This is a genomic window from Ktedonobacter robiniae (assembly GCF_016587375.1).
Classification (GTDB): domain Bacteria; phylum Chloroflexota; class Ktedonobacteria; order Ktedonobacterales; family Ktedonobacteraceae; genus Ktedonobacter; species Ktedonobacter robiniae.
Map to the genome: position 1 here is coordinate 1,640,207 of NZ_BNJG01000001.1, position 26,442 is coordinate 1,666,648.

Annotated in this window: 25 protein-coding genes; 11 read left to right on the forward strand and 14 right to left on the reverse strand. The window is 55.5% G+C overall.

What is annotated here, in order from left to right:
- Positions 1 to 33 precede the first annotated feature (33 nt).
- From pheT to JMJ04_RS06830, 5 genes are all read left to right on the forward strand, one after another.
- A complete protein-coding gene (pheT, locus tag JMJ04_RS06810) occupies positions 34 to 2,580 on the forward strand; it encodes a phenylalanine--tRNA ligase subunit beta (protein ID WP_201369774.1) in 2,547 nt (848 codons plus the stop codon).
- A gap of 370 nt (positions 2,581 to 2,950) precedes the next feature.
- Positions 2,951 to 6,436: a BACON domain-containing protein gene (locus JMJ04_RS06815; protein WP_201369775.1), complete on the forward strand. Its 3,486-nt coding sequence runs from the start codon at positions 2,951 to 2,953 to the stop codon at positions 6,434 to 6,436.
- A 280-nt stretch (positions 6,437 to 6,716) separates the two neighbouring features.
- The gene (locus tag JMJ04_RS06820; RefSeq protein WP_201369776.1) at positions 6,717 to 7,529 is read left to right on the forward strand and encodes a zinc ribbon domain-containing protein; all 813 of its coding nucleotides are present in this window, start codon (positions 6,717 to 6,719) and stop codon (positions 7,527 to 7,529) included.
- Between the two features lie 8 nt (positions 7,530 to 7,537).
- Positions 7,538 to 8,920, forward strand: a complete 1,383-nt coding sequence (locus tag JMJ04_RS06825) for a BACON domain-containing protein (protein WP_201369777.1) — start codon at positions 7,538 to 7,540, stop codon at positions 8,918 to 8,920.
- A gap of 195 nt (positions 8,921 to 9,115) precedes the next feature.
- Positions 9,116 to 9,421: a 2Fe-2S iron-sulfur cluster-binding protein gene (locus JMJ04_RS06830; RefSeq protein WP_007912232.1), complete on the forward strand. Its 306-nt coding sequence runs from the start codon at positions 9,116 to 9,118 to the stop codon at positions 9,419 to 9,421.
- Between the two features lie 84 nt (positions 9,422 to 9,505).
- On the opposite strand, the gene JMJ04_RS06835 is transcribed toward JMJ04_RS06830, so the two are convergent.
- The gene (locus JMJ04_RS06835) at positions 9,506 to 10,615 is read right to left on the reverse strand and encodes a hypothetical protein (RefSeq protein ID WP_201369778.1); all 1,110 of its coding nucleotides are present in this window, start codon (positions 10,613 to 10,615) and stop codon (positions 9,506 to 9,508) included.
- Positions 10,616 to 11,026: 411 nt separating this feature from the next.
- On the opposite strand from JMJ04_RS06835, the gene JMJ04_RS06840 reads away from it, so the two are divergent.
- The 6 genes from JMJ04_RS06840 to JMJ04_RS06865 all read left to right on the forward strand — a co-directional run bounded on the left by JMJ04_RS06840 (position 11,027) and on the right by JMJ04_RS06865 (position 15,779).
- A complete protein-coding gene (locus JMJ04_RS06840; RefSeq protein WP_201369779.1) occupies positions 11,027 to 11,272 on the forward strand; it encodes a hypothetical protein in 246 nt (81 codons plus the stop codon).
- A 4-nt stretch (positions 11,273 to 11,276) separates the two neighbouring features.
- Complete coding sequence (locus JMJ04_RS06845) at positions 11,277 to 12,197, forward strand: SDR family NAD(P)-dependent oxidoreductase (RefSeq protein WP_201369780.1); 921 nt, start codon at positions 11,277 to 11,279, stop codon at positions 12,195 to 12,197.
- 265 nt (positions 12,198 to 12,462) lie between these two features.
- Positions 12,463 to 13,374, forward strand: coding sequence for a proline dehydrogenase family protein (locus tag JMJ04_RS06850; protein WP_201369781.1), 912 nt, complete (start codon positions 12,463 to 12,465; stop codon positions 13,372 to 13,374).
- A gap of 107 nt (positions 13,375 to 13,481) precedes the next feature.
- Entirely contained in the window at positions 13,482 to 14,345 is an 864-nt protein-coding gene (locus JMJ04_RS06855) for a C40 family peptidase (RefSeq protein WP_201369782.1), read from the forward strand.
- A complete protein-coding gene (locus tag JMJ04_RS06860) occupies positions 14,338 to 15,144 on the forward strand; it encodes a serine hydrolase (RefSeq protein WP_201369783.1) in 807 nt (268 codons plus the stop codon). The genes JMJ04_RS06855 and JMJ04_RS06860 overlap by 8 nt, the downstream gene beginning before the upstream one ends.
- A gap of 107 nt (positions 15,145 to 15,251) precedes the next feature.
- Entirely contained in the window at positions 15,252 to 15,779 is a 528-nt protein-coding gene (locus JMJ04_RS06865) for a gamma carbonic anhydrase family protein (RefSeq protein WP_236037935.1), read from the forward strand.
- A gap of 4 nt (positions 15,780 to 15,783) precedes the next feature.
- Here JMJ04_RS06865 and thiO read toward each other — a convergent pair whose 3' ends face one another.
- From thiO to JMJ04_RS06930, 13 genes are all read right to left on the reverse strand, one after another.
- Positions 15,784 to 16,941, reverse strand: coding sequence for a glycine oxidase ThiO (gene thiO / locus JMJ04_RS06870; RefSeq protein ID WP_201369784.1), 1,158 nt, complete (start codon positions 16,939 to 16,941; stop codon positions 15,784 to 15,786).
- Positions 16,942 to 16,944: 3 nt separating this feature from the next.
- A complete protein-coding gene (locus tag JMJ04_RS06875; protein ID WP_201369785.1) occupies positions 16,945 to 17,850 on the reverse strand; it encodes a DUF4097 family beta strand repeat-containing protein in 906 nt (301 codons plus the stop codon).
- 199 nt (positions 17,851 to 18,049) lie between these two features.
- Positions 18,050 to 18,526, reverse strand: a complete 477-nt coding sequence (locus JMJ04_RS06880) for a DUF3054 domain-containing protein (protein ID WP_201369786.1) — start codon at positions 18,524 to 18,526, stop codon at positions 18,050 to 18,052.
- A 2-nt stretch (positions 18,527 to 18,528) separates the two neighbouring features.
- Positions 18,529 to 18,699, reverse strand: coding sequence for a hypothetical protein (locus JMJ04_RS06885; protein ID WP_007912279.1), 171 nt, complete (start codon positions 18,697 to 18,699; stop codon positions 18,529 to 18,531).
- 16 nt (positions 18,700 to 18,715) lie between these two features.
- Positions 18,716 to 19,462, reverse strand: coding sequence for a cytochrome c biogenesis protein CcsA (gene ccsA / locus JMJ04_RS06890; protein WP_201369787.1), 747 nt, complete (start codon positions 19,460 to 19,462; stop codon positions 18,716 to 18,718).
- 4 nt (positions 19,463 to 19,466) lie between these two features.
- Entirely contained in the window at positions 19,467 to 20,156 is a 690-nt protein-coding gene (locus JMJ04_RS06895) for a heme exporter protein CcmB (protein ID WP_201369788.1), read from the reverse strand.
- A 2-nt stretch (positions 20,157 to 20,158) separates the two neighbouring features.
- Positions 20,159 to 20,872: a heme ABC exporter ATP-binding protein CcmA gene (gene ccmA, locus JMJ04_RS06900; RefSeq protein ID WP_201369789.1), complete on the reverse strand. Its 714-nt coding sequence runs from the start codon at positions 20,870 to 20,872 to the stop codon at positions 20,159 to 20,161.
- On the reverse strand, positions 20,869 to 22,278 hold the full coding sequence (locus tag JMJ04_RS06905; protein ID WP_201369790.1) for a carboxypeptidase-like regulatory domain-containing protein: 1,410 nt from the start codon (positions 22,276 to 22,278) through the stop codon (positions 20,869 to 20,871). Before JMJ04_RS06905 ends, ccmA begins: the two co-directional genes overlap by 4 nt.
- Complete coding sequence (locus tag JMJ04_RS06910; RefSeq protein WP_201369791.1) at positions 22,262 to 22,651, reverse strand: hypothetical protein; 390 nt, start codon at positions 22,649 to 22,651, stop codon at positions 22,262 to 22,264. The genes JMJ04_RS06905 and JMJ04_RS06910 overlap by 17 nt, the downstream gene beginning before the upstream one ends.
- Positions 22,651 to 23,268 (reverse strand): cytochrome c-type biogenesis protein, encoded by a 618-nt coding sequence (locus JMJ04_RS06915; RefSeq protein WP_201369792.1) that lies wholly within the window; start codon positions 23,266 to 23,268, stop codon positions 22,651 to 22,653. The genes JMJ04_RS06910 and JMJ04_RS06915 overlap by 1 nt, the downstream gene beginning before the upstream one ends.
- Complete coding sequence (locus JMJ04_RS06920) at positions 23,265 to 25,307, reverse strand: heme lyase CcmF/NrfE family subunit (RefSeq protein ID WP_201369793.1); 2,043 nt, start codon at positions 25,305 to 25,307, stop codon at positions 23,265 to 23,267. Before JMJ04_RS06920 ends, JMJ04_RS06915 begins: the two co-directional genes overlap by 4 nt.
- Before the next feature lie 24 nt (positions 25,308 to 25,331).
- Positions 25,332 to 25,796 carry a cytochrome c maturation protein CcmE gene (locus JMJ04_RS06925; RefSeq protein ID WP_007912294.1) on the reverse strand — a complete coding sequence of 155 codons (465 nt, stop codon included), beginning with the start codon at positions 25,794 to 25,796 and terminating at the stop codon, positions 25,332 to 25,334.
- A gap of 161 nt (positions 25,797 to 25,957) precedes the next feature.
- The gene (locus tag JMJ04_RS06930) at positions 25,958 to 26,413 is read right to left on the reverse strand and encodes a CopD family protein (RefSeq protein ID WP_201369794.1); all 456 of its coding nucleotides are present in this window, start codon (positions 26,411 to 26,413) and stop codon (positions 25,958 to 25,960) included.
- Positions 26,414 to 26,442 lie beyond the last annotated feature (29 nt).

Consider the following 26,442-nt stretch of genomic DNA (forward strand, 5'->3'; position numbering starts at 1 on the left):
AGCATTCGAAACCAGACAAGGAGTTCCATCTACATGCGAGTACCTTTAAGTTGGCTCAAGGACTACGTTGACATCACCATGTCTCCCGAGGAACTGGCGCATACACTGACCATGGCCGGACTCGAGGTCGAGACAATTGATTATATTGGCAAGGAGTGGGGCGATAAAATCATTACCGCCCAGATTATCCACCTGGAGAAAGTGGAGACCTCCGACCACCTGAACTATACACGCGTAAACACCGGCACGCAGGAGCTAAACGTCATCTGTGGCGCACCCAATATCAAACTGGGCGATAAAGTTCCCCTGGCGCTGGCGGGCGCACAGGTTGGTGACCTGGAGATCCGCGAGACGAAGAAAATGGGCTATGTCTCTCAGGGCATGCTCTGTTCTCCGCGCGAATTGGGAATGGGCAACGATCACAGCGGCATCTATATCCTCGACGAGGACACTCCACTGGGCCTGAAGCTCTCCGACTTGCTGGGCGAGGTCGTGCTGGAGTTCTCCATTAAGGCCCATCGCGGCGACCTCTCGTCGATTATCGGTATCGCCCGCGAGGTTGCGGCCCTGACCAATCAGCCGTTGCGTATGCCTCAGCCACATTTCGCGGAGCAGGGCACACCTGCTTCGGACCTGGTTCGCATCACGGTGGAAGACGAAAAGCTCTGCCCTCGCTATAGCGCGCGCATCATCAGCAACGTCAAGCTGGGTCCTTCTCCCAGCTGGATGGGACGCCGCCTGCTCGCCGCTGGCATGCGCCCGATCAGTAACGTGGTTGATATTACAAACTATGTCATGCTAGAGTTGGGGCAGCCACTTCATGCCTTCGACTATGACCTGGTTCCAGAGCATCACATCATCGTACGCCGCGCCCAGGAAGGTGAAAAGCTTAAGACCCTCGATGATGTTGAGCGCAAGCTAACATCAGAGATGCTGCTCATCACCGATCCCCAGGGTCCCACAGCCATAGCTGGCGTTATGGGCGGAGCGAAGAGTGAGGTCAATGACGCAACGCAGACGATACTGCTAGAGTCGGCAAATTTCCTGGGATCTAGCGTGCGCCGTACCTCAACTAAACTTGGCCTGCGCACCGATGCCTCTAGCCGCTTTGAGAAGGGCATCGATCCAAGCCTGACCACTCTGGGCGTAAACCGGGCCTGCCAACTGCTCGTGGAGCTGGCGAGCGCGACCATCAATCCCGGCATCGCGGATCAGTATCCAGCCCCGGTCGAGCCGCGCACCCTGCGCTTCTCACTCGCCGATATCGAGTGGCTGACCTCAATGAAGGTCACGCATTCCGAGGTTGAGACGACCTTAAGCGCGCTGGGCTTCGGCGTGCAATTCGACGAACAGGGCGATGGCATGCGCGTGAGCGTTCCCACGCACCGCAATGATATTGAGGAGAGCGCTGACCTGGTTGAAGAGGTTATTCGTCTCATTGGCTACAACAATATTCCCAGCACCATTCCAATTGGCCCCCTGCCCGAGCGCCTGGAGGATACCTGGTTCGCACGCGAGCAGGAGTTGCGCACTCTCCTGGTCAATGCCAATCTCAATGAGACGATCACCTACTCACTTACCAGCCGCGTACGCATGGCCAAACTGCTCTCCAACGCCGACGAGGAGTCAGTACGCTACCTGCTCCAGGCACCACGCGCGACGAATGGCGCAGGTGAGCAGGCGCCCGAAGCACTTTTAAAAGGCAATGGTACGCAGGCCGTGGCGACCTTCGATCCACACTCAATTCCCGCGGTCGTGCTGGCCAACTCGCTCAGCAGCGATATGGAGTGCATGCGCCTGACGCTGATGAGCAGCCTGCTGGAGACGGTTCAGGAGAATAGCAAACGTAATAAAGCCGGCCTGCGCTTCTTCGAGATCGGGCGGCGCTACCTGCCTGGTACCTCAGCCTCGCAGCAACCAGACGAGCGCCGTGCCGTGGGTATCGCGCTCAGTGGACCCGCGGAGATTACCTGGATTCCAGAGCTGGCGCGCCCGGCAGACTTCTATGATCTCAAGGGGACCATTGAAACGCTGCTCGCGGGCTTGAAGATTGGGCGCTATCGCTTCACGCCAACACAGCATCCGACCTTCCATCCTGGACGCTGTGCGCTGCTCGAACTGCCACGCCAGACAGTGAATGGAACAGAGGTCTTCAGCCCAGTAGGTGTCCTTGGCGAGGTGCACCCGCTGGTGCAGCAGCACTATGATCTACCACAGCGTGCCTACCTGTGCGAGATCGACCTGGAGCAACTCTACAACGCGGTTCCAGCGCGTATTACCTACGCGCCCATCTCGCGTCACCAGGAGCTGACGCGCGACCTGGCCCTCATCGTTGATGAGCAGGTACCTGCGCAGCATATGCAAGACGCCATTCAGCGCCTCGGTGGTGAACTCTTGCGCGCCGTGACGCTCTTCGACCTGTACACGGGTGACCCCATCCCAGCAGGCAAGAAGAACCTCACCTATACCCTAGTCTATCAATCTCAGGAGAGAACGCTCAAAGATACCGAGGCAAATGAGGCCCAGGAACGCATCATTCGCGGTCTCCACGAGGAGTTTGGAGCAGACCTGCGCCAGTAAAGCAAAATTCCCAAAATTCCAAGCTACGAGTGTGATATGCCCTGGCTGCCGAAGACAGCCAGGGCATATCACACTCGTAACCCGGAATAATAACACATAGAAGCAGTTTTTATTTTTACTCACGCCTTTTAATTATATATCTGTGCCCAAATGCTCCTATACGCGTTAAGTGGATGTGAAAAATCTGCGCCTGGAACGTTTATTTCAGTGCAGCGTACTATAGCTTGCGTACTTTGTGCCATATTTTCAAAGCTTTTTTAAGGAGCGAAGCACTACTGGGGGCCAGCTCACGCCTCACTCCTCTCTTTTTTTGCTGTTTTTTGCTGTGTTGATATGTGGCAGTGGAGTATTTATAGGTAAAGAGTACATAATGAGTAAATGCAGACATTGCGGCAGGGCTTGCCCAGATCATGCCGTCTACTGTGAAGAATGCCTCTCCGCCTGGTCATCTCCAGAAGAACCTGGCGCGAGTTCTGCCTCGACCCAGGCAGAGAGCGCCTTTATAACCATGCCCGATATCACGGGAGAAATAACTCTTCCCGAGATAGATCCATTTGCTCCTGATCCAGAGTATGCGACTCACTTCAGCGCAGAGGAGACGGTTCCACCAGTTTCTCCAGCGACCGATACCTCCAGCCATATGGTCGATAACTTAAGCGATGCCGCGCGCCTATTACAAGCCACTGAACATAAAGAGCCACGTTTACGTCGCTCCTCGCGCCTCTCTCCGTTCAAAGAGATCTCCGTAGACGTTGAGCGCGAGAGCACACCCCATCCAAGCGTGGGCCAGGCTGCACAAAACGAGGCAACCCGGCCTGCAGGCGTCGGGGCGCTCACCAATACAGCAAGCCCGGAGAAGACTGCCGCGCGGCGGGATATACTGGAGAACAGCCTGCCACTGCCTGACTTCTGGCCCTGGCTGCCCGAACATGAAAACGAGGAGAATGAGGACGATAAATGGGCAGACGCAGGAGATCCACTGCTGGCACGTCAACTTGATCCAGAGGCGGCACAGCGGATTGAGCAGGAAGATGTGCGTAGAGCTATCGCTGAGGGTCATATTCCTTCGTTTCCAATGCCCAAACTGGTCACACCGCTTCTTCAGAATAAACAGCGCTTGCGTCTCTTCTTCATTTGTGCGGCAGCTCTGATCTTGCTCTCACTCGCGTTTGATAGCCTGCTGGTCTCTTTCTCATTTCTGGGTTCTCGCAATAATAACCAGGGATCTGGTGGCATTCCAACCCTGACGCTTTCGACGCCGACCGCCTCGTATGGAGAGAGTATCACGCTCTCCATACGCCACTTCCGGCCTCATGCCATGCTCTACCTGACGCATGACATCGGAGAACCCATCCGTATTAATATCGACCGCACGCTCGTCGCCGTTGGTGATGATGGCAGTGTGGATGTCAAAGTCAATATTGATACAAGCTGGGAACCGGGCTTTCACCTGGTACAGGCCGAGGATATCAATACACGTTATATTGCCAGCACAACGCTCCATGTTACCGAAGGTCCAACACGTCCCTCTCATTTCCTGCTAGATACAAAGCAGTTGGATATGGGAGGAGCCTACCAGGGAGCTAACACGCTCCAACCACTTACCTTGCATAACTCGGGGAGTGGCAATATTAGTTGGACCGTCAGTAGCGATCAATCCTGGCTCCAGGTCACGCCTACGCAAGGTGCATTTAGTAGCCAGCAGACCTTGCTGGTTGGCATCCAGCGCGCCGACCTCAAACCCGGATCCTATACTGGCACTCTGACCTTTGCCTCAAATGTGGGGGCGTCCCAGACAGCCAGAGTGACTATGGAAGTACGCGCACTCCCTCCCTATCCTGGTGCCGTCTTGCAGGTGACACCCGTGGTGCTTACCTATAATACTGTTGATGGCAATGGTGGCTCCTCACCCCAGGCGCTAATGATCACCAATCCTGGAACCAAGCCCCTCTACTGGACCATCTCAGGCAATCAGCCAGTCGACAATGAGCAAAACGCCTACGTACATGAGCTTGACCCCCATTTCAACTGGTTAAAAACAAGCCAGGATACAGGTATTGTTGCCCCACACGACAGCAGCACAGTGCCACTGGATATTGATAGCAGCAAATTGCTTGCCGGAACCTATCTCAATACACTATCGTTCAGCGCCAGCGATGGACATACCGCCATCAATAGTCCGCAAAGCGTGGCGGTTGCCCTGACCATTAAGCCGCAATGTACAGTGACTGCCAGCACACCCGCTATGAGCTTTGTGACCGTCGCAGGACTCAACCATCCAAGCGACCAGACACTATTCTTGAAGTCTGGCACCAATTGTCCAGGCACGATTGGCTGGCACGCCAGCAGCCCGAACAATTGGATCAGCATTACGCCCAATAGTGGCACCGTCAATAATATGACAGGGGCAACCGTAGCCATCGGCGTTAATCCCCATAACTTGAATGCGGGACATTATACGGGCCTCGTCTCGGTTATGGCGGGAAATAGTAGCCTTTCAATGTCGGTTGATCTGAGTGTACAGGCACCTCCAACACCAACGGCGCCAATATTGAGTGCCTCACCACTCAGTCTCAATTTTTCAACCACCCAGGGCAAAGGCATACCCGCGGGACAGGCTGTGACCCTGACAAATACGGGCCATAGTCCATTGAGCTGGCGCACAAATATTAATAATCTGGCCTACTCCTGGCTTGGCACCTCACCGACAGGCAGCGCCATCGCGCCCGGCCAGACAGGGCAGGTCATTATCAATATCGATCCCAGCAATCTCTCGCCCGGAACCTATGTGGGACAGGTGGTGATTAATGGCAGCGATAACGCCAATCATGCCGCGCCCGGTAGCCCACAAACAATCACGGTAACGTTGACTGTTGCACCACCCTGTACGCTGGCACAGCCATCTCAGAGCGCACTCGCGTTTAATGCCATCCAGGGAGGAAGCACCCCAACAGCCCAAACGATTACCCTTTCCGCCAGCGGGAATTGTAACTGGCCCCTGACCTGGAATGCCTCCATCAGCGGAAACGCTTCCTGGTTGGCGCTTTCTGCAAATAAAGGCACCTTCACCGCTAGTAACGCGACCGCGATGCTCAATGTATCTCCCTCTATCGCGGGACTGGATCCTGGCGTGTATAGAGCACAGGTCAATATCGATGCCACGGAGAGCACAAATACTAGTGCCCAGGGCAGCCCGCAGTCCTTTACCGTCACACTGACGGTGCAACCTCCCTGTAGCCTACAGGTGGCATCTGATAATCTCTCCTTCACGGGTTCACAAAATCAGGCCATCGCCAGCCAGAACGTTAGCCTGCAAACAACTGGTACCTGCGTTCGCCCCGTCAACTGGACGGCTAGCATTGACAGCGGGAGTAGTGGCTGGCTCTCGACAGGTGGCAATGGCAGCGACACCGGCAGTGGCAGCACACTGACTGTTACTACCAGCCCCGGCTCCCTACCACCGGGAACCTACAAGGGAACTATCACGCTTTCCGCCAGCGGGAGCGGCGGCGCTAACGTTGTCGGCAGCCCTGTTCAGATCCCTGTAACACTGACAATCACGGGCTATAAGCTAAGTGGAAGTGCTGTTGCCTGCGCGGATAGTCAATGTGCGACGCCTGACCCCCTGCCCAATGCCACAGTCACCTTGTCGACGAGCAGCGGGGTCATTGCGACCACAACCGCCGATAGCTCAGGGAATTTCAGCTTTAGCAATATTCCCATTGGCAGCTATACCCTGGCGGTAAGCGGTACCGACGCGCAAAACGTCCAGCACACCAGCAGCATGGCAGTCACTATCAATGGCGATACTTCGGGCGTCACCGTCCAGGCATCACCACCAGCGATCACACCCTAGCGATTTTATGTGGATGCAAGAGGCGGGCAAATTGCCCGCCTCTTGCATCCACATAGCCTCACTTACGACACATTGTGATACAATACAACACAAAACACCACACAAAGCCCCATCTACTTTTCAAACTCACAAAAGAGTATCTCAATCCTTGAGAATTCCCTGAGCTATACGTTTATTGAATAGCAACAACATTTTATAGAAACTCATCTATCTTTTTAAAACATGATTGGAGGCGGGAGAAGTAGGAATTGCGCTCACTTCTCCTGAAATATATACAGGGATGGATACCATACGCTGCCCACAATGCAAAAAACTACAGCGCGCCGATGCCCAGGTTTGTAGCCGTTGCGGCTACGCTTTTGATCGCCCCTCACGTCGTTCGGGGGCCAGGCAACCACATACCCAGAAGCCATCACTACCACCAGCCTCTCCGCATCGCGCTGGGCACCACGCCGGGCTACATCCAGAAGACCATCCCTACCACTCCAGCATGATGGAGGCGTTACAGCAAACTGTACGCTCGCGCACAGTTGAGGTAGACGAGAGTACATCTGAACTTGAAGTAGAGAATACGCAAAGCGATCAGCAAAGTGGTCCTGGGCTAAACATACCCGTTCCCACGCGACGTGCCAGCCGTTTTGCCTCCAAGCCACAAGTCGCCGTACCAATACCCCCTAAGGTAGAAAGCAATCCCCAGCCACAAGCACCCCTACATGAGGAGGCGCCAACAAGCTATGTAGCCGAGAAGCAGGGCGCGATAGATCCCATCTCAGAGCCACCTTTTCCTCTCTCAAATGTGCGCTCCTCCCGTCCTCGCGCCACCAGCCTTATCCTGCTATGCACCTGTCTCTTCTTCTTGATCATGAGTAGCGTGCTGGCCTTCTTCCTTATTGGCAACAAGCCATCAATTGCCCGGGCTTCAGTGATCGCTACTCCCAATCAGCTACGCATCAACGATACCTTTCTCCTTAAAGGGAGCGGCTTTGGCCCGCGCGATAATTTGCTTCTCACCTATGATGTCGCTCAGCCCATCCCTGGCGACAACGGGAAGCCTCTGCTTGCCAGTACGAATAAGCAGGGGCCTTCTCACTAGAGATCCATGTGACACAAGCGTGGAGCATTGGCAACCACGCCATTCATGTCACTGATGAGCATATGCGGCTCAGCGTCTCGACAACTGTCATGGTACAGGAAACGCCCAGCGGGCCACCTCAACTGCAACTGGCGACGCAACGCATCGACTTTGATGCCGCCCCCAGCGGGACCATCGCGACCCGCGACCTGACTTTGATCAATAATGGTGGCAATTCGCTCACCTGGCAGGCCAGTAGTGATCAGCCCTGGCTCTCGGTCACTCCCGCAAGCGGCTCCTTCGCGGGACGCGCCACCATCCAGGTCAAGGCCAACCGGGGCACGCTTCTACCCCATACCTACGCTGGGCACCTGCTCTTCCGCACAACGAACGCCAGCGAAAGCGCTCCACTTATGTTAACTGTGACGCTAGGCGTAGCCAAAGAGCCAGCCAGCGCAACACTCGTCGTCTCGACAGCATCGCTAGCCTTCTCGACAGGCGCAGGCTACAGCCCAGCGGCCCAATCCGTGGTCATTCAGAATACAGGTGACCAGGCCATCAACTGGACGGGGACGACCCTGACCGGCGATGGTTCGCCCTGGTTAAGCATGTCGCCTGCCGAGGGCAGACTGCCAGGACATAGCAGCGCTATCATTACCATTGCCATTCAGTCTACACAACTGGCGGTAGGCAACTATCAAGGCACCCTCAACTTTAGCAGTGCCAACAGTACTTCCCAGGTTGGTGTCTCACTCAGTGTCATTGCCACAGGCAACCTTGTGGTCTCGCCACCGACCCTGGCCTTCTCGACGATTGTCAATCAGCAGCCAGCCGATAAAACCATTACCCTGCAAAACACGGGAACGCTCGCGTTAAGCTGGCAGGCCAGTGCCAGTACCGCTGACCAGGGCAACTGGCTCAGCGCAACCCCGACCAGTGGGAGCCTGGATGGCAGCCAGCAAACGACGCTAACCGTTCACGTTGATGATAGTCGCCTGGTACCCGGCTCCTATCAAGGCACCCTTACCTTCAACTCAGGTGGGCGGGTAAAGCAGGTCGCGGTCTCGCTCACCGTCTCACCACCGCCTGCGCCCATCATTAGCGTGGTGCCATCAACCCTTACATTTGACACGACCAGGGGCAATAGCTTCGCCTCTCAACTAATTTCAGTGACCAATGTCGGCCAGGCGATACTCAACTGGCGCACCAGCCAGAGCAATGGCTCGGCCAGCCTCTCGCTCACACAGGGCACGCTCAATCCCGGCGAGAGCGATATTCTTATGGTCACCCCCACGGTCGCAACGACCAGTACGGGCACTTTTACGACCACCATTACCTTTAGCCACAACGATCCAGCGCTCAAAGTCCAACCAGCGCAACTCACCATCACTATGGTAGTAACAAACTCTTAAGGGAAAGTAGGCGTGGAGGGGGTACTGGCTGGACGCCCGGTCCCCCCTCCACACCTACTTTCCCTTATAAATTCCACTTTGGTTGACGCTCCCTAGTGTCTGTGCTATATTCTGACAAAGAATTTGTGGGTTTTGATACCTCTTTTTATCTTTCCTTATCTGCCAATCAAACATCTATCACGGAGGATATAAGTCGTGCCAACGATTACATATGTACGCGAAAACGTGCAGGTGCAGGTTGCTGAAGGCGATACAGTGCGTTATCCCGCTCTTGAGCATGATGTGCCCGTATACTGCGGTATCTACAAAGTCGGTAACTGCCATGGCAACGGCCTGTGCGGTACCGATCGCGTCGCGGTTTCTCCTAGCGAGAACACCAACCCCCTGACCTTCATGGAGAAATTCTGGCTCCGCAAGGACTTGAAGAAAAACCCCAATACACGCCTCGCCTGTCAGGTCCAGGTCTTTGGTGATGTCACCGTTGAGACCCGCTGTAAATAATGACTCCCTGATAGGTAGTAGAAAGCCCCTGATAGTCTATGGCTATCAGGGGCTTTCTACTACCTATCAGGGAGTCTACACATACTATTGCTTCACGGCAAAGTAGAGGCGATAGGCCAGTTGATCATTCCAGTAGAGTTCTATTTTGCCAGAGAGCGAGACGGGATATGTCAGGCTGATATAACCATGCTTATTCTGGTTAGCCTCAATAGCGGTCTCTTGCGCCTTATCCTGAATACCATTTGTAAATACCCTGACGGCTATCTTTCCTGCATCCTTCTTCGTTGAGATATTGTAGGTAACATAGAAGAGAGTTCCAGGGGCAAAGACTTTATGCTCATCCAGGGCAATATGGCTATTAGGATCGATGCGCGACGTGGTGGTGGCGGAGGTAATAATGCCCGCGCCTGGACCCGTCTCACGTGCGGCCGGATCGGGAATATTGGTTGTGACCGTTGGCTGGATCGGAGCGGGCGTCTTAATACCTAAGATGTTTGCGACGGTTCCCAGCTTACCAGAAGCTTTGGCATAGTAGCCTGCACCCGTGCAGAGCAGAAGTACCACGACAATCACACTCAAAAAGCCGCTAATGATGCGATATCTGGGGATGACCGCGCGCGGCTTGGTGTACATGGGCGGCACGTAGACGGAACCCTCTTGCTCGGGCAGGTCTGGTAGCAGTTGCTCGATATTCTGCACTGGCATAAGCATCGACGATGTCCCCTGCCCATGCTGCACCTGTAGCTGCACGGTATTTGGCGCCTGGTAAGGTACTGGCAAGAGCGATTGCTCTGGCTGCGCCCCTTGAAACTGATTATTCGCCTCGCCATCTTGATTCCAGGAAAGCTGAGTCCCCGAGCCACCGGCCCCACCATATTGTCCGCTTCCCCACTGACCGCTGCCCAGGGGACCTGAACCTGGCATCGGCATTGAATTCTGCCCGCTTTGCCAATCATTCTGCGGCTGGCCTTGCTGCCAGTTCACCTGGGATGCCCCCGGCCCCTGAGCGGAGCCTTCTGGCTGAGACCACCACTGTGGTTGCGGCACAACCTGGGGGCCACTAAAGGAGAGCTGGGGCACATCATCCCATGCGCCATTTGCGGCTCCGCCTGCTGCCGGGCTTCCCATCCCCCAGGCACTTCCCCCTGGCATACTTCCAGCCTGGAAACCGCCAGCGTTCGTCTGTCCCAGCAACGGCGAAGGCGCACCACATCTGGGACATGGAGCAGTGTTTGCTTCTCTCGCAGCATTACAGTATGCACAAATCATGATCTTCGCCTACCTTAAAAGAAAAACTCAACTCTAATATTCTTGTGTTCACTCCTCGTGTTCACTATCCACACTAACACTGCGACACCTCTGTAATCAAGTATTAGCGCTGAAGATAGTGAAAAATGGCTATCTTATCACCGTGCCATCCTGTATAAACGTGTCTCAAGAAGAAGATTGGGGTCAGGTATATGATGATTGTTGGGCCTGGCTTCGCCAGGCCCAACAATCATCATATACCTGACCCCTTGAAGGCTTCCCTTTCCAGGTGTTACCATGAATATGCACCAGGAGCGAGATAATACGCCCTGATGAAACTTCTCTGCATGGTGATATATGTCTGAAACGCAGGATCAATGGTATACAAGGCAAGCAATCGAGCGATTAGCGCAACACATCCCCTTTGAGCAGGATAAGGCGTCCAAAGCGGAACAGATAGAGATGTTGCGCGGGCTCGTCTTGCGTCATGGTACACACATCAATCCGGAATATTTTGGGTTTGAGGCCCGCAGTGAACTTATGCGTCTTGGCTTGTGGCATCGCATAGGTCAGGGCTTTACACATACGCAAGAGGATGAATAAAAGCATGAGCAGCGATAGAGTCAGTCATCCAGAGGCAGCTACCGACACCAGTGGTACGGCGTTGCAGAAAAATATTGCCAAAAATATTGTGATCACAGGCTGTTCAAGCGGGTTTGGGCGTCTGAGCGCGCTTGAGATGGCACGCCGGGGCTGGCATGTCTTCGCCACTGTACGCAAACCCGCCGACCAGGAAGATCTGCTCGCTGAAGCGACGCGCCAGGGATGCGCCAGCCAATTTACGATTTTGCTCTGTGATATTACTGACGAGCAACAGGTGTCCACCCTGGCCCAGCAGGTCCAGGAGCACCTTGGCACCTATCCTCACCTTCACGCCTTGCTCAACAACGCTGGCACCGCCTATGGCGCACCTCTCGAAATACTTCCCATCCAGGACCTGCGCTCCCAGATCGAGGTCAACGCCATCGCCCACCTCGCAGTCACTCAGGCCTTTTTGCCACTTCTCAAGCCCGCTCATGGCACCATCATTAACATCAGCAGTATCGCTGGCCGCTTCTCCAGTCCCATAACTGGCGCCTATTCGGCGAGCAAATATGCCCTGGAGGCCCTCAGCGATGCTTTACGCTTCGAACTTCGCCCCTTCGGGGTACGCGTGGTGCTGATCGAACCAGCCTCCAGCCCGACAGACATCTGGGAGACGAGTATGGAGCGCTCACGCTGGCTTGATAGCCATAAGGGGGGCTCCTATGGAAAGCTGATCAATACCTTTGAGAAGCTGGCCGTCCGCTCCAGTCACAAAGGTTTCCCGCCTCAGCTTGTCGCAGACACGGTCGCACGCATTCTGGAGGGCGAGAAACCACGCGCGCGTTACGTTATTCCTCGTAGTGCCTCAGCACTGACCCTGGCACGCCGTCTCTTACCTGATAGCGCCTGGGATTTCGTGCTTCATTGTGTGCTGAGATGGTAGAGCTGAGAGCGAGGAGGCTCTCGCTGCTGGCGTAGCAGGGTATCTTGATATCCTTATAGTAGTGCTTCTCAGCCACCTATGTGCTATCATAGGAGCGAAGAGCCGCAGTATGTATGCGGCCCCGAGTAGAAGTTTATGGCTTAAAAGTCTATATCGCTACATCATTACTACGCCTGCAATCATCATCCATATATAGATGCAAATTAAGAAATTACTTCATAGTACCCTTAATCTGCATATCATGTCTGAAAGGGGTTACACACCTATGCTCAAAGATACGCTGTTGTATCTTGCACAAAATCAGCGCATGCGCGATTTCGTTGTCCAGAATCCCGCAACTCGGGGAGTCTCGCGGCGCTTCGTGGCTGGAGAGACGCTTGAAGATGCCGTACAGGCCGTACGCATACTCAATCAGAAGGGCAACCCTGTAGCTCTCGACTTCCTGGGCGAGAACGTCTTCCAGGAGAGCGAGGCACGTGAGGCGACACAGAACTATACTGCCGCGCTCAATCTGATCAAGCAGACCGGCATTGATGCGAATATCTCCATCAAATTGACGGCGCTAGGCCTGGACATCTCGCAGGATCTCTGCGAGGAGAACCTGCGCTCCATCCTTGATCTCGCGCGCGAATATGGTATCTTTGTCTGTATCGACATGGAGGCATCCAACTATACCGAGCAAACAGTAGCAATGGCGCTCAAGGCTCGTGAACAGTATGAGCAAGTGGGAACCGTTATTCAGTCCTATCTCTACCGCAGCAAGGCCGACATTGAGAAGCTGATCGAGCACAACGTCCGTGTTCGTATCGTGAAGGGTGCCTATAAAGAGCCACCTAGCATCGCCTACCAGAACAAGAAAGATGTCGATGAGAGCTATATAGAAATCATGAAGATGCTGCTCTCACGTGGGAACTTTCCCGCCATCGCCAGCCATGACGAGAATATTATCAATGGTGCGCGCACTTATGTGCGCGATCACGGCATCTCTCCTGCCTCCTTCGAGTTCCAGATGCTCTATGGCATCCGACGCGACCTGCAAGAGCGCCTGGTCAGGGAGGGCTATAACGTTCGTGTATACGTCCCATACGGCTCACAGTGGTATCCCTACCTGATGCGCCGTATGGCCGAGCGTCCCGCGAATCTGATATTTGTAGTCAGCAATTCGATGCGCGGCTAAAAAATAATGTTGCCTGGGTGATGGATGTGGTGCTGGTTGACAACCTTCGGTTGTCAACCAGCACCACATCCATCACCCAGGCAAGCTACAGAAGATAGGAGCAAGGCATGTTGACACAGAAATCCCAGACGACATACGCCATCGCGGTTGGCGTCGCCGATGTGCGCCGCGATCCCAATCCCGAATCCGAACTGGTGACGCAGGCGCTCTTAAATATGCCTGCCAGTGCTCAGCAGACCTCAGGCGACTGGACCCATGTCCAGCTATCAGACTATGAGGGCTGGGTACTTACGGAGCATCTCGCCGAGCCGGTTGAGAAGGGCTTTACCCGCGTGGGACCAGACTGCGCCACGCCACTCGACCTGGCCACAGTAATCACGGCAACACGCACACCTCTCTATAGCCAGGCCGAGGGCGACGCCCAAAGCGACCATGCCTATCTCTCTACGCTCCTGCCCCTCCTCGACGACACACATCCCCAGCGCGTACAGGTCGCGCTTCCAGGTGGGGAATCCGCCTGGCTAGATCGTGAGGCAGTGGCAATAAGGCGTGCGTCCGACCCCTATCCCAAGGACGATGTACGCAAAGTGATTGAATATGCCATGCAGTTTCGCAATGTGCCCTATCTGTGGGGTGGCACCTCCTGGGAGGGTATCGATTGCAGCGGCTTTGTCCAGGTAAACTACCGCATGGGTGGCTACATTATTCCCCGCGACGCCGACCAGCAGCATGACTTCTTGCCGCAGAGCGTCTCACGTGAGGAGATGCAAGCCGGGGACCTGATCTTCTTTGGCACCAAGGCCATCACGCATGTGGGCATGGCCATCAGCGCCACCGACTACATCCATGCCGAGGGGCGGCGCTATAACTATGTGGTCGTCAACAGCTTTGAGCGCGAGAGTCCTATTTTTAATGATCGCCTCGCTGACATTGTCTGGGGTATCAAGCGAGTAGTAAGCGACCATGATTAAAGATTTTGCAGAAGAGCTGCTTGCGCTTGGTGGAGAGGTGGCCTGCGTCGTCTGGCCCCTCTCCACTCCTGAGCCACTCTATACACTCCACGCGAGCCAGCGTTTCCCTGCCGCCAGCCTGGCCAAGCTGCCTATTCTGCTGACCGTCGCACGCCAGGTCGCGCAGGGAAAATTGGCCTGGGAGACACGCTACGAGGTTCCAGCAGCCATGCGCGTCACCAGCGATGGTGTCCTGACGGATCTCTCGCCAGAGCTACGTCCTACGCTGAGTGACCTGGCCTATCTGATGATCACGATTAGCGATAACACGGCCTCCAATATTTTACTTGACCTGGCTGGCATGGAGCACATCAATGCCTTTATGCAAGAGCTGGGTTTACATGTCACGCGCCTCGAACGCCGCTTTATGGACTTTACCGCGCGTCAGCAGGGACGCGATAACTGGACGAACGCGGAGGAGATGGCACGCATCCTGGCTTATCTCTGTAGCGAGACCGCGCCAGAGCGGGAGCGCCTGCTCAGTATCCTGCTACGCCAGAACGACTATACGATCTTGCCCTCCTCCTGGAGCGAAGAGGTCCCCTTCGCGCATAAGACTGGCGGCCTGGTGGGGGTAATGCACGACGCAGGCATCCTCTACCCTCCGCTCGCGCCTGAACTCCAGCAGGCCGCAGGCAAGGAGCCAGTACCAGGCAAAGCACCACTCATTCTCGTCGCCCTCACCGCCAACCAGGCAGACACCCCACGCACGCGCTATACCCTGTCTCGCCTGGGCAAGCTCATCTACGAAAACTATTAGAAGAGCTAGAAAGTATGGTGGCGAGCATGCTCGCCACCATACTTTCTAGCTCTTCTAATTCACCTACATGATACAATGAGGGCGAACTTATCTCAGGGAGGGGAAAGATGCCCATCATACCTTTTAATGGCAATAGGCCGCATATCGCGAAGAACGTCTTCATCGCCCCAGGGGCTGTTATCGTTGGGGATGTGACGATCCAGGAGGGGGCCAGCATCTGGTACAACACCGTCATTCGTGGGGATACCGCCCCCATCGTGATTGGGCCACGCACGAATATTCAGGATAATTGTACGCTTCATGTTGACACTGATGCCCCTCTCATCATTGGGGCGGACTGCACCATTGGGCATAACGCGGTCGTGCATGGCGCGACGCTTGAGGACCATGTGCTGGTAGGTATGCACGCCACAGTCCTCTCGCATGCCAGTATTGGCGCGGAGACCATCATTGGCGCCAATGCCCTTGTCAGTGAACATAAAAGCATTCCTGGCGGCTGCCTGGCCCTGGGCGTCCCCGCCAGGGTCATACGTCCCCTCAAGGCTGAGGAACGCGTACAGATTCGTAATAGTGCCGCTGGCTATAGCCAGCGGGCAAGGCAGCATAAACAGGCCGTCGAGGCGGCTAAGCTCTAGCTTATCAAGAGAGAAAACGTTGCGGGAGACATGGCTGGAGCAGGCGGAGCACCTCCTGCTCACGCACACTGTGCACAGGCTCCAGCATAGCTCTAAGTCCCTCCGCCGTGAGCGCACTTAAGAGAAAGCCAACGCTATTATGTCCCGTCGCGAGCAGTAGATTTGTCCAACCAGGCACGGGTCCGATCAAGGGACGCGTATCAGGCGTCATGGGGCGCAGGCCCGACCAGGCACGTATCGCGCTCTGACCCGCCTGGTTGGGCAGAAGCCTGGAGGCCCGGGCTTTCAGCCAGGCTTGCCCCTCATCGGTCACCCCTGGCGTAAAGCCAACCTCTTCGCGTGTGGCTCCAACCAGTACACCTTCCGCGTGCGGTATGGCGTAGGCTGCATAGCCAAAGATAAGGTGACGCAGGGGTCGTATGGCATTTTCCAGGATCAACATCTGTCCACGCACAGGGGTGATCGGGAGAGCAGCAAGGGGCGCCAGAAGAGCCTGAGACCAGGCACCTGTCGCGATAATCAAATGGTCGCAAGCAAGCTTGCGACCATCCGCGAGCCGAACCCCATGCACGCGCTCCATATTACGCTCAGGCTCATGCCTGTCCATAATGATCTCACACACTTCTTGACCATCTTCAATCCTGGCCTCACGCTGTCGCGCCGCCTGGGCAAAGGCCTGGACCGTCGCACGCGCATCGAGCTGAGCCTCATCTGGAATGAAGATACCCGCACATACATCCGGGTGCAGGCATGGCTCTTGCTGGCGCGCCTCCTCACCCGTCAACCAGTACATCTCCCACCCCAGAGGCTGCCAGTTCTCCCAGCGTTTACGCAGCTTGGCGATGCGCTTCTCCTGAAAGACGACACGTAGCGCTCCAGTTCGCGCATAGTGGGTCTGGATGCCGCTTTCGTCCTCGACTTCAGGCAAGAGAGATTCAAGACGCGCCAATCCCTGAAGCAAGAGATCGGCCTGCGCACCTACCCCATTGATCGGCCCAAAGGGAGCTAGCAGACCAGCCGCGGCACCAGAGGCGCCACTCCCCAGCCTGTCTCGCTCCAATAGCAACACCTCGTGGCCTGCCCGGCGCAACATATATGCCACCACGCAGCCCACAATCCCGCCACCAATGATAATGATCTCACTTCCACCAGGAATTATCATCCCTTACACACCCACCTTGCGCAGAAGCAAAGGGCCGTTCTGGGACACGAGCACAATATGCGCATATGGGCCGTGGCCGACACGTGTGGTCCGAAATTCGTTTGAGATACTGGTACTGGTAGTACTCAACTTATCCACAATAAAAGAGGCATCGTCGGGCAAGGCTACGCTCACAGCACCGTTATTTGAGTGGAAGGCATAGATGCCATTAGCGTCCAATTTGCCACTAAAGGCAACGGTACCCACGCTGCTACTCAAGCTTACGTGTCCATGCAGGGCGACATCGCGCACGATAACGGTCCCGGTGCTGGAATGGATAGATGAGCCATCTTCCAGGTTTGAGTCATCGAGCGTGACCGCCCCTACAGAAGCAAACACGTTTACCTGGCTACTCATTCCGGCAATCGCCACTATGCCAGAAGCGACTGAGAGCCTGAGGTTGGTCGTGGGGGGCACACTTACATTGAGGTCCAGGCCCGTCCACCCGAGATGAAGAGGCCCTTCTTGAGCAGTCTGCTTTATGTACAGAGTGTTACCCACCTGAGAGACTTGCACCTGGACATCTTCGACTCTCCCTAGAAAGCCATAGTACCTGGTACCAGAGAGATGGATGGAGGCATCATTGCTGCGTTGGATGTGAATAGAGCCCGCATCCAGGCGTATATCGAGGGATGCAGGTTGCCCTGGCGGAGCGGCATAACTGCGCTCCGCTAGCGGTGCTGTGTGTGTAAAACTACCAGTCGCACCAATACCAATTAACATCCCACCCAGTAGAACACAACATACCAGCACTACCACGACGAGCCAGGCTCGCCTCCCTTTTCTACCGGGTGCGAGAACTGTTGGCGCTTCAGCAAATTCAGGCTCAGACTGCACCTGCGCCTGCTCGCTCTCTTGCTGTTTATTCACCAAACGCATTTGCCTTTCATCATCTAAACTACACTTTTGTAAGTGCCAGATCATTATAGCAAAAACTGCGCCAAAAGGCTTTATCATACCAGAGGTACTCAAAGAAGAGGGGTGCGGCTGTAGATCTCTGTGCAAACGCACAGAGATCTACAGCCGCACCCCTCTTCTTTGAGAGCGAACTTACAAGCCCTACAAAATTCTAGGCTTGCTGCTCCTGCACACGTACCAGTTTGTTCTGGTTATGTTTGGCCATTGGCAAGCGCCAGATGTAGAGAGCTATCAGGTTTGTCAGGAAGGTGACAAGCGCGAAGCTAACCGGAGGTGGCTTCTGGGTCTCGAAGATACTGCGGAGCGCCAGCGCGCCCACACACGCTACCAGCCAGGCCAGGGCGGTACGTGCCGCCATGCGTTTGGGCTGCGTCGCCAGGTCGCGGCGATACGTCCCGAAGAAGGGTGAGATCACATACCATGACAGCGCCACAGGCCAGATCACGCGCAAGAGGTTGGCCGGAGCCAGGGTCTCGCCATGACTATTCAGACCAACTATGCCTATCAGGAAGAAGGCGATCAGGTCTCCCAGGCCCATGTTAATGATATGGCCCAATTTGGAGCGCTCAGGGGGCGTGGGCGGCGTGGCTTCAACGATGTTGCGCTTTGGCTGATCTTTTGTCTTCATCTTTAGTTTCCTGCCTCTTTTTCTTCGCGCTCTTGCTGCTCGCGAACCAGTTCTTCAACAACGGCCAGCTCGGCCTGCACCCCGCGCATACGCAGGGCAATGACCGTCAGATAGATAAACAGAATCACGATGGCGGCAATATAGGCAATCGCGAGATAGGTAAATCCCGACATATCCGCTCCTCTCCCTTTATGAGACGATGGCTCGCAAGCGTTGCGCAATACTCTGCGCTCGCTGTAGGTGATAGACCTGGCGTACCAGGAAGATAAACAAGAGGGTAAACGCGATCAGGGTAACAAACATCGTCGCCAGCGCCTCAGGGGGCAGGCCCGCATCGGTATTCCCAATCTGCTGCGTTGGATGCTGACCACGCCACCAATTGACTGAGAGATAGATGATTGGCACATCCACGGCACCTACGAGCGCCATGACCGCGCCTACACGCATGCTATCGAGCGTGCGCCCCATATAGTTACGCAACATCAAGTAACCCACATACATAAACCAGAGGATGAGCGTCGCTGTCAGCCTGGCATCCCAGACCCACCAGGTCCCCCAGATGGGGCGCCCCCAGACCGAGCCAGTAATCAACGCGATGCTGATAAAAATGGTGCCGACCTCGGCGTTGGCGCGCGCGATCCAGTCCCAGCGCTCGTCCTTCCGCACCAGGCAGACGACACTGGCAATGGCGAGCAGGATAAAGGCCAGCATCCCCAGCCAGGCACAGGCCACATGCAGGTAGAAGATACGCTGCGGGTCCAGTTGGAGCGCGTCTTCAGGCGCATAGAAGAAGATCATCCAGGAGGAGAGAGCTAACCCGATAAGCGATAGGGCGCCTATGATATAGTCGACGCCCGCTAGCCCGCGCTTTCGGCCACGCAACTCCTCAGCCTTCTTCGCACGCGCCGCATCCGCCTCACGCTTTGCAATAGCCATAGATTTATTCCTCGATTACAAACTGGAACGCGAGCATTGACACGCCCAGAAAGATCACATCAAACACAATAATCAAGCCCAGCCAGGGCGGCTCGTTTACCTGTGGCATCAGTAGATTCTCGGTTAAACGAATGGCCCCTATTACCACTGGCACAATCAAGGGAAACACCAGGATCGGTAACAGCATCTCGCGCCCTCGTCCCGAGGAGGCAATGGCGGAGAAGAGCGTCCCCACACTGGCAATGCCAATTGTACCAAGCAAAACTATCTCTATTAGTACTATCGGCCCTCCACCGGGTAAGTATAAGTTAAACAGAGCCAGGTAGATGGGGAGAGCCACAATTTCTACTACACCGATAAATAGCAAATTTCCCAGGAATTTGGCAAGGTAGATCGCCTTCCGATCAACTGGACAGAGTAGCAGTCGATCCAGGGAACCCTGCTCACGCTCCGAACTCATCGTGCGCTCCAGTCCTAGAAGACTGGCGAAAATAAAGGAGACCCAGAGCACACCTGGGGCTACCGCCGCTTTGTTCTCGACCCGCAGGTCAAAAGTAAAGTTAAAGATGACCAGGACCAACAGGGCAAAGAGTCCCATACTGAGCCACGTCTGTTTGCTGCGCAGCTCGCTGCGAATATCTTTCCAGAGAATAGCACTGACTTGTAGCCAGAAGGCTTTGATTTCGCTCAGCATAACTAGCGCACCACTTCCCGATACACCTGCTGCAAGGCTTCTACGCTCAACTCACTGCTGGCACAATTGCGTACAATACGCCCATTGACCAGGAAGGCAAGCTGATCGCTGAGCGCCAGCGCACGTTCAAGCTGGTGCGTGATAAACACGGTGCTGCCACCACGCGCGCTATGCTCAGCCATGAGTTCGTCGATCAAGGCATGCCCCTGCTGATCCAGTCCGGTATCAGGCTCGTCCAGCAGGAGAATATCTGGTTGATGTAGCAGGGCGCGTGCCCAGGCCAGGCGCTGCAACTGGCCGCGTGAGAAGGTTCGTACCCGCTCGCTCGCTCGTTTCGCCAGACCCACCCGTTCCAACAACACCTGCGCCCGTGCCCTCCCCTGGGAGACACTGTACATACGCGCGAAGAACTCCAGGTTCTCCTGAGCGGTCAGGTCTTCATAGAGGTAGGGCTGGTGCGCAACCAGGCCCACCAGGTGCCGTACCTCCTGGGCATCGCTCTCAGCATTCCAGCCACAGAGCCGTACCGTACCCGCACCTGGCTTCGCCAGGCAGGCCAGAACACGCATAAGTGTGGTCTTGCCCGCACCATTGGCGCCCAGCAGCGCCAGGCGTTCCCCTGCCTGGACGCGCAGGTTGATGCCACGCAAAATCGGCTTGAGCCCATAGCTCTTCTTCAACCCCTCAACCTCGACCGCGACTGTGGCGGAGTTCATCGGCGCGTCGCCTCCTGCTCTCGCATGATCGTACGCAGCAGCGCCTTGGTCTTATTGCGCTTCTCCTGGTAGGCGCTCTTACTGATCTTACCAGCCTCGTACTCTTTGTCCAGTTCTAATAGCTCTTTCATTAAGGCTTTGCGTCGCTTTTCCTGGGAACTACTATGCGCCTCGTCGTCTTCATGCTGCACCTTACTGGTAGCTTTCTTTTCAGCCGTAGCATGTTTGCTTCCTCGGCCTCTAGCCTTGTCTCGCTTCCCTTCCTCTGGTTCCAGGCCCATTTTTACGCGCACAATACGCACTATATTCCAAAGCAGAATCACCAGGCCCACCAGGACGATAATCAAAACGATTACCCAGATTGAATTTAAGCCTGAAGATGTCCCCGTGCCGATACCAGTCACGCTCTCTGGTGCCTGGGGAAGCCCCTCGATCTTCATGACGACCTGGCGCTCTGGTGGCAGGTTGGCCGCGGTGTAGAGGTTATAAGGGCGGTCGGCATTATTGACCACGCCCTTGGGTGTTATATCCGGGCTGGAGACATGGTATTGCGTCGGCACCAGCAGGGACACACCGAGCGTGGGATAAATGGCCTTATAGTCGTAGTTAAAGCTCGTACCAGTGTAGGGGACCTCGAAGCCATAGGAGAACTCGCTGTCGCCTGGAGGCACCATGGCGTCCGTCGCGAAGCCATTTCCAGCCTGAATGGCGCGATAGCCAATCAGCCCCTTCTGGAGCGAGATGGCACGTGCACCGGCTGGTAGCGGGAAGAAGAGCGCCTTGGGTCGACCCTGGGTGGCGTCCAGTGAGCCCACAAAGGCTCGCCCATCCAGGTTCTTAAAGGCAAAGATTGCTGAGACGTTCAAGACATGTCTCTGACTATCTACCTGCTTCACCAGCAAGGTCGATTCGATGACGGCCATTTTTGAACTATCCGTGGTCGCGTCATAGACCGTCAGATCTACCCTCTGCTCCGGCTGGTTGACCAGGGAGAGCGAGTCCGACGAGTAGTTCGCATTCTGATAACGGATATACACTGCGTAGGTCAGAGTCTTGTCATTCGAGAGGCTAGAGAAACTATAATTCCCGCCCGCATCGGTAATGGTTGTCTGTGCATCCTTCGAGTTATTACCCTGCGCCACCTGCAAGGTGACAGTCTGCCCTGCCAGGGGGCTATTATTCTTCGAACCATCCAGCAGTCGTCCATAGATATGACCCGTGCCGCCATGCACTATCCCGGCTGTTCGTGTATGCGCCCGAGCAGGAGACCAGGCCAGAATTCCCAGCATGAGCAGCGCCAGCAGGCAGGCCCCGCCCAGCACCTGGCTTATAAACACCAGGCGTTTGCCCAGTCCAGGGTTCTTGCGTGTCTCCTTCTTGCTCAAACATTTATAGCTGCTTCGCATCGTCTTTGTCTTCCTCGTTTTGCTCTCGCATACTGCGCAACTGTTCCTCAATCATCTCATCCAGGGCCTGCTCCTGGTCATAGCGCGCCTTCAAGGCCACAAGGGCGCGCCGCATGTAACGCTCGCGCATGCTGCGATAATCTGGCTCGTCGATATTCCCAAGCTGATAATCGAGTTCAACTTCCTGAAGGGCCGCCTTGGCCGCAGTTTCCTGGCCCTCGGTGGTAGTAGCGCGCTCCTGCACACTCTGTTCCACTTGCTCAGAGACGACGATCTGTGCGGCACTTCTCCTGGTCTCTGAGCGGCGCAAGAGGGGGTAGAGCACAAAAGCCAGGGCCAGTAACCCCAGGATCAATGCGATTACAATAGCCATTAGTGCTCCTCCTTCTTCTGGTGTTTTTCCTGCGCCGCTTGTGCCTCATCTGTTTGCTCTTTCTGCGAGGGGCGAAAGAGGATGTCTTCCTCGGCTAGCTCTTGTTCGAGTAAAGCCTGGTACGTCTCCAGCTCTTGTACATCTACGATCTCTAACGAGTGGGCCTCGCGTTGCGCGAGCGCCACTCCTCGTGTTTGCGCCTGCCTGCGCCAATCGCGTAGGGTCAGGAAGACCAGGACACATCCCCCAAGCAGCAATAACACAGGCACTAGCCAGGCGAGCAGGGAGAAACCCTGGGACTGGGGCGTCAGGAGGATATCATCCCCATAGTGCTCGCGAAAGTAATCAAACACCTCTTGCTCAGATTTGCCCTCTTGCAACTGCTGGCGAATCTTTGCGCGCATCTGACGCGCCATATCCGCAGGGGCATCCGACACCGGCTCGCCCTGGCAGACAGGACACTTGATCTGGCTGGCGACCTCCCGCACACGCTGGTCCAGCGTCTTATTGCGCTCCGCATTAATATACAGGAACGACCAGGCGGCGAGCATAAAGGCGACCAGACCCAGGCAGAGATAGAGCATACTGCGCTTTCTTACAGGTCTCCCAGGTCTCATACGCTGGCTCCCTTGTCTACAGCCACCTTGCTTGCCTCTTCAGGCGTCGTGATCGCGACACGTCCATTTTTTACGCCCTGGCGACCATATACAGCTCGCTTGCGCCCATCCGGCCACCAGCAGAGCAGGCCCCCTAGCAGCATAATGACGCCCCCATACCAGACCAGGGGCACCAAGGGATTGATAAAGATACGAATGGTGGCCTGCGAGGGACCACTCCAATCACCCAGGAAGACATAGAGGTCGGTCACCCCCAGAGTCGTAATCGCAATCTGGCTGGCTGGCTGATTATCGAAGTTCTTATACATTGTACGCCCGGGCTGAATAGAGTCCACCAGCGTCCCATTACGCCAGACCTGCATCAGTGCCGCGACGCTCTGCTGATCATCGCCATAGCTCTGCAAGTTACCCTTGTAGACGAACAGGTAGCCACCAATTGTGGTCTCCTGCCCGCTCTTGAGCGTGACATCTTTCTGCACCTGGAAGAAGTGAGAGCCAATGACACCCGCCGCCAGCAAGACCAGACCCAGGTGGACCACATAGCCACCATAGCGCTGGCGATAGCGCTTAAAGAGCATGTAGACGGCCTGCCAGTAGGGCTCACCATGGGCGTGCCGCACACGAGCGCCACGCCAGAGTTCATACAAGATCGCCATAGCGGTAAAGGCACAGACCGAGAAGCCAATGTTGGCCAGGACATCCGTGATACCCAGGAGCGGCAGTACCAGTGCGCAGGCCGCCGCCAGTATCGTAGGCACACTCAGGTTACGCCAGAGAGCATTAGGAGAGGTACGGCGCCACGCCAGCAGCGGCCCAATTCCCATCGCCAGAATGAGCACGGCGAAGAGCGGACCATTCACGGAATTATAGAAAGGCGCGCCTACTGTCATCGTCTGCTTGCGAATAGTCGCCGAGATCAGGGGGAAGAGGGTCCCCCATAGAGTAGCGAAGGTGATACCCAGCAGCATCAGATTATTCAGCAGGAAGACGCCCTCGCGCGAGACCACCGAGTCGAACTCCTGGTCCGGCTTGAGTTTTGGTAAGCGGAAGAAGAAGAGCGCGGTCGAAAAGATGATAATGACGGCCAGAAAGGCAAAGAAATACACACCGATGTCAGAATAGGCAAACGAGTGCACCGAGCTAATAATGCCGCTTCGTACCTCAAAGGTGCCAAAGATCGAGAGCGCGAACGAGGCGATCACCAGGAACATATTCCAGACTTTGAGCATGCCACGGCGCTCCTGCACCATTGTCGAATGCAAAAAGGCTGTTGAGGTCAACCAGGGCAGAAGCGCGGCATTCTCCACCGGGTCCCAGCCCCAGTAGCCACCCCAGCCCAGCACATGATAGGCCCACCAGCTCCCCAGGAGCAGACCCGCCGTCTGAATGCTCCAGGAGGCCAGCATCCAGCGACGCATGGAGCGCAGCCAATCACTATTTACCTCACCAGAAAGCAGTGCTGCGACCGCGAAGGCGAAGGGCACCGAGAAGCTCATATACCCCATCAGCAACATCGGTGGATGCACCAGCATCCCAGGGTCCATCAGCAGCGGATTCAGACCCGTGCCATCCTGTGGGGGATAAGGCAGGCGCACAAAAGGATTAGAAACGGTGACGAGCACCAGTACAAAGAAGCCCTCAACCACCATCAAGGTCGCCAGCACATAGGGTACCAGCTTAGCGGGGGCGCGACGCGAGGTAAAGGCAAAGATCGCGGAGAAGATGCCCAGCATCAGTGCCCAGTAGAGCAGTGAACCTTCCTGCCCGCCATAGAAGGCGGCTGAGGTAAAATACCAGGGCATGCTGCGGCTTGACTGTTCGGCGACATATTTTACCCCAAAGTCATGCGTCAAAAACGATACTACCAGCATCGCCGAGGCCAGCACGAGAAAGGCGGATACCGCCAGGACAGCCCTCTTGGCACTTATGATTGCCTGTGGCTGCTCTCGCACTGCTCCCACCACCGCTATGACAATAGCGAAAACGGCGAAGCCGAGCGCCAGCATTAGCGCGATAATACCAATATCAGAAAAGTACACTCTGCTCTATTCCTACTTTCTGGCCTACTTTCTGGCTGGAGGGGTCGCGTTCTGGAACTTGGAGGGGCACTTCGCCAGCAGGGTCTGCGCCTCGAAGGGTCCCTGGCCCGTGTAGCGTCCCTCGACCACTACCTGTACACCTGGCTTAAAGATATCAGGCACCACTCCGCTGTAGTTGACGCGCAAGGTTTGCTTGCCGTCTACAATTGAGAACTGGATATGGTTCTGCACATCATCCTTGACGATTGTGCCAGCCTGGACATTGCCCGCGATACGTATGGTCTGTGAGGCACAATTCGTACAGGATTTCAATTCCGAGACTGTCATATAATAGGCGGCGCTGGTCTGTGTATTGGCATAGACCAGGTATACAACCGCTCCCAGAATAGCCAGTCCCACCAGTAAAAAGCTCAGTGGGAAACGCTTTTTGCGGCGCTGCTCTGGAGTAATCTTTGCTTCTTGCTGCTCTATCGTCATTGCAGGCGGCACGTCTCGTTTCTCCTTTGGTGGTAGGATTCACTAACTCTGTAGGGTCCATGCTTGCATGGACTTTCTCGCCTCCAGATCGATAATCTGGGACGAGAAAGTCGCTGCGCTTGCAGTCCATGCAAGCATGGACCCTACATCTAAGAACTAAGTGAATCTACCATTTAGTGAGGGGTGATGGCCGCTTCAAACAGGATGTTGAGCAGCGCCCCCAGAATAAATACCAGTATGCCAAGGGCTAGCATGACTTGAGGCGCGACCTTTGAGAGGCGCGAAGTCCTTTTTGCCAGCCGGCGAATATTGCTTTGTCCCAGGTAAATAGCCACAAACAGCATTGCAAGCACGAGCACGATCTTGGTGATCAGGGTCGCGAGATACGGCCAGCCCAGGGTGGTCTGCGTCAGGCGATCCACTGTCAGGTAGACGCCGCTCAGCACCATGATCCCCATGCAGATATTGACCATCCGCTTGAAGAGGGCCGCGACCTGGCTCGAAATCACTGGAGAGGGTCCACCGGCGCGCAAAGCGGGAATGACCACGAGCAGATACATAATACTGCCACCAACCCAGGCCGCACCCGCGATTGTATGCGCGGCGCGCATGATTAGATGTAAGATCATTTCCGCGTTACCCCAGCTCTCACTAAAGA

Bases quoted from the DNA above. Each gene is read 5' to 3' on its own strand.
- thiO (WP_201369784.1), bottom strand. From the start codon at position 16,941: ATGATAATTCCTGGTGGAAGTGAGATCATTATCATTGGTGGCGGGATT.
- JMJ04_RS06845 (WP_201369780.1), top strand. From the start codon at position 11,277: ATGAGCAGCGATAGAGTCAGTCATCCAGAGGCAGCTACCGACACCAGT.
- ccsA (WP_201369787.1), bottom strand. From the start codon at position 19,462: ATGGCTATTGCAAAGCGTGAGGCGGATGCGGCGCGTGCGAAGAAGGCT.
- JMJ04_RS06915 (WP_201369792.1), bottom strand. From the start codon at position 23,268: ATGAGACCTGGGAGACCTGTAAGAAAGCGCAGTATGCTCTATCTCTGC.
- JMJ04_RS06815 (WP_201369775.1), top strand. From the start codon at position 2,951: ATGAGTAAATGCAGACATTGCGGCAGGGCTTGCCCAGATCATGCCGTC.
- JMJ04_RS06910 (WP_201369791.1), bottom strand. From the start codon at position 22,651: ATGGCTATTGTAATCGCATTGATCCTGGGGTTACTGGCCCTGGCTTTT.
- JMJ04_RS06860 (WP_201369783.1), top strand. From the start codon at position 14,338: ATGATTAAAGATTTTGCAGAAGAGCTGCTTGCGCTTGGTGGAGAGGTG.
- JMJ04_RS06905 (WP_201369790.1), bottom strand. From the start codon at position 22,278: ATGCGAAGCAGCTATAAATGTTTGAGCAAGAAGGAGACACGCAAGAAC.
- JMJ04_RS06820 (WP_201369776.1), top strand. From the start codon at position 6,717: ATGGATACCATACGCTGCCCACAATGCAAAAAACTACAGCGCGCCGAT.
- JMJ04_RS06885 (WP_007912279.1), bottom strand. From the start codon at position 18,699: ATGTCGGGATTTACCTATCTCGCGATTGCCTATATTGCCGCCATCGTG.
- pheT (WP_201369774.1), top strand. From the start codon at position 34: ATGCGAGTACCTTTAAGTTGGCTCAAGGACTACGTTGACATCACCATG.
- ccmA (WP_201369789.1), bottom strand. From the start codon at position 20,872: ATGAACTCCGCCACAGTCGCGGTCGAGGTTGAGGGGTTGAAGAAGAGC.
- JMJ04_RS06865 (WP_236037935.1), top strand. From the start codon at position 15,252: ATGCCCATCATACCTTTTAATGGCAATAGGCCGCATATCGCGAAGAAC.
- JMJ04_RS06895 (WP_201369788.1), bottom strand. From the start codon at position 20,156: ATGCTGAGCGAAATCAAAGCCTTCTGGCTACAAGTCAGTGCTATTCTC.
- JMJ04_RS06880 (WP_201369786.1), bottom strand. From the start codon at position 18,526: ATGAAGACAAAAGATCAGCCAAAGCGCAACATCGTTGAAGCCACGCCG.
- JMJ04_RS06850 (WP_201369781.1), top strand. From the start codon at position 12,463: ATGCTCAAAGATACGCTGTTGTATCTTGCACAAAATCAGCGCATGCGC.
- JMJ04_RS06855 (WP_201369782.1), top strand. From the start codon at position 13,482: ATGTTGACACAGAAATCCCAGACGACATACGCCATCGCGGTTGGCGTC.
- JMJ04_RS06930 (WP_201369794.1), bottom strand. From the start codon at position 26,413: ATGATCTTACATCTAATCATGCGCGCCGCGCATACAATCGCGGGTGCG.
- JMJ04_RS06840 (WP_201369779.1), top strand. From the start codon at position 11,027: ATGTCTGAAACGCAGGATCAATGGTATACAAGGCAAGCAATCGAGCGA.